Origin of the sequence: Streptomyces sindenensis (assembly GCF_014649035.1) — a bacterium.
Taxonomy (GTDB): domain Bacteria; phylum Actinomycetota; class Actinomycetes; order Streptomycetales; family Streptomycetaceae; genus Streptomyces; species Streptomyces sindenensis.
On record NZ_BMSG01000074.1, the window covers coordinates 1 to 2,814 of the forward strand.

At 73.0% G+C, this 2,814-nt stretch carries 1 protein-coding gene; it reads left to right on the plus strand.

The features are described 5' to 3' along the window. The coding region (locus IE145_RS33060; RefSeq protein ID WP_189529108.1) for a non-ribosomal peptide synthetase at positions 1 to 2,814 on the plus strand (2,814 nt) is incomplete at both ends.

Genomic DNA, 2,814 nt, shown 5'->3' on the forward strand with positions numbered 1-2,814 from the left:
TTGGCGGATCTCCCCGCGGAACTGGTACTGCCCACCGACCGGCCCCGCCCCGCCGTGGCCACCTATCGCGGCGGCACCGTGCCCATCCGCCTGGACGCCGTACTGCACCAGCGGTTGCTGAAGATCGCCCGGACCAGTCAGGCGAGCCTGTTCATGGTTCTCCAGGCCGGACTGACGGCGCTGCTGTCCCGGTCCGGCGCCGGAGAGGACATCCCGGTCGGCACACCGATCGCGGGCCGGACCGACGACGCGCTCGACGAACTGGTCGGCTTCTTCCTCAACACCCTGGTGCTGCGCACCGACGTCTCCGGCCGGCCCACGTTCCGCGAGCTCGTCGCCCGGGTCCGGGACACCGACCTGGAGGCGTACGCACACCAGGACCTGCCGTTCGAACGACTCGTCGAAGCCGTCAATCCCGAGCGCTCGCTGGCCACCCACCCGCTGTTCCAGGTCATGCTGACGCTGCAGAACAACCCCGAGGCCACCGTGGCACTGCCCGGCCTGCGCGCCGAGCCGTACGAACTGAGCAATGGCGTCTCCAAGTTCGACCTGTTCTTCGCACTGGGCGAGCAGCGGTCCGCCGACGGCTCACCGAACGGCATCGAGGGCACGCTGGAGTACAGCGCCGACCTGTTCGACTCCGTGACCGCGCAGCGTCTGGCCGACCGCCTGGTGCGGCTGCTGACCCTGGCCGCGGCCGATCCGCGGATGCCCGTGGCGAGCCTCGACCTCCTCGATCCGGTCGAGCGCCATGGCATCGTGGTCCGTCACAACGACACCGACCGTGTGCTGCCGACCACCACGCTGCCCGCGATGTTCGCCGCCCAGGCCGCCCGCACTCCCGACGCCCCGGCCGTCGTCGTGGACGACGACACCCTCGGCTACGCGGAACTCGACGCCCGCTCCAGCCGACTGGCCCGTCTGCTGATCGGCCGCGGCATCGGCCCGGAGTCCGTCGTCGCACTGGCGCTGCCGCGCTCCGCCGAGCTGGTCACCGCCATCCTCGCGGTGCTCAAGGCGGGGGCCGCCTACCTTCCCGTCGATCCGGAGTACCCGGCCGACCGCATCGCCTTCATGCTCGCCGACGCATCCCCGGCGCTCGTTCTGAGCGACACCTCGGTGTGGGCCGGCCATGGCGGGGCCCCGGTACTGCTGCTGGACGAGTCGGCGGTACGGGACGAGTGCGCAGCGCTGCCCGCGACCGCGGTCGAGGACGCCGAGCGCACGGCGCCGCTGACCCCCGAGGCGCCCGTCTACGTCATCTACACCTCCGGTTCCACCGGCCGCCCCAAGGGCGTCGTCATGCCGGCCCGCGCCCTACTGAACCTGATGGCGTGGCACGAGTCGGCGATCTCCGCAGCCGCGGACGCTCCCGCCCGGGTAGCGCAGTTCACCGCGATCAGCTTCGACGTCTCGGCCCAGGAGATCCTCGGCACCCTGATGGCAGGCAGGACCCTGGTCGTCCCCGGCCAGGAGATCCGCCGCGACGCCGCCGCCTTCGCGCGCTGGCTGGACGCCCAGGAGGTGGGCGAGCTGTACGCGCCGCAGCTGGTCGTCCACGCGGTGGCCGAGGCCGCCGTCGAGCAGGGCCTGGAACTGGGGTCGCTGACCCACACCGCCCAGGCGGGCGAAGCCCTGGTCCTCACCCAGGACATCCGCGCCCTGCACTCCGGCGCGGTCGCACGCAGCCTGCACAATCACTACGGGCCGACCGAGACGCACGTCGTGACCGCATGGACCCTGCCTGCCGACCGGGAGCACTGGCCGGCCACCGCGCCCATCGGCCGACCGATCTGGAACACCCAGGTCTACGTCCTGGACGCCGACCTGAACCCGGTGCCCGCCGGAGTCGCGGGCGAACTCCATCTGGCAGGCGCCCAGCTGGCCCGCGGCTATCTGGGCCGACCCGGCCTGACGGCCGAGCGGTTCGTCGCCAACCCCTTCGGCGCCCCCGGGAGCCGCATGTACCGCACCGGCGACCTGGTGAAGTGGTTGCCGGACGGCACCCTGGAGTACCTCGGCCGCGCCGACGACCAGGTCAAGATCCGGGGGTTCCGGATCGAGCTCGGCGAGATCGAGTCCGTCCTCGTCGGGCACCCGGCCCTCTCGGCGGCCGCCGTCGTCGCCCGCGAGGACCGCCCCGGCATCCGCAGCCTGGTGGCCTACCCGGTCGCGGCCACGGGCCGTGAGGTCCCCGACGCCGACGAGCTGCGCGCCTTCTGCGCGCGGACCCTGCCCGAACACATGGTCCCGGCCGCGTTCGTCCCCCTCGACGCGCTGCCGCTGACGCCGAACGGCAAGCTCGACCGGCGGGCCCTGCCCGCGCCGGACCCGGACGAGACCTCCCGCGCCCCGCGTACCCCGCTGGAGACCCAGCTGTGCGCCCTGTTCGCCGAGGCACTCGCACTGCCCGAGGTGGGCATCGACGACAGCTTCTTCGCCCTGGGCGGCCACTCGCTGCTGGCGACCCGGCTGACCAGCCGGATCCGTGCCGTCCTGGGCGCCGAGATCACCGTACGCAGCGTCTTCGAGTCGCCCACGGTCGCCGGCCTGGCGGCTCGGGTGGGCACCGCGGCCCACGGTCGCTCGGCCCTGACGGCCCGCGAGCGGGACGGGGAACTGCCGCTGTCCTTCGCCCAGCGCCGACTGTGGTTCCTGGGGCGCTTCGAGGGGCCGAGCTCCACGTACAACCTGCCGCTGGCGGTGCGCCTGCGCGGAGCCGTCGACCTCCCGGCGCTGCGCTCGGCCCTGGCCGATCTCGTCGGTCGTCATGAGAGCCTGCGCACGGTCTTTCCGGAGGTCGACGGGGCGCCG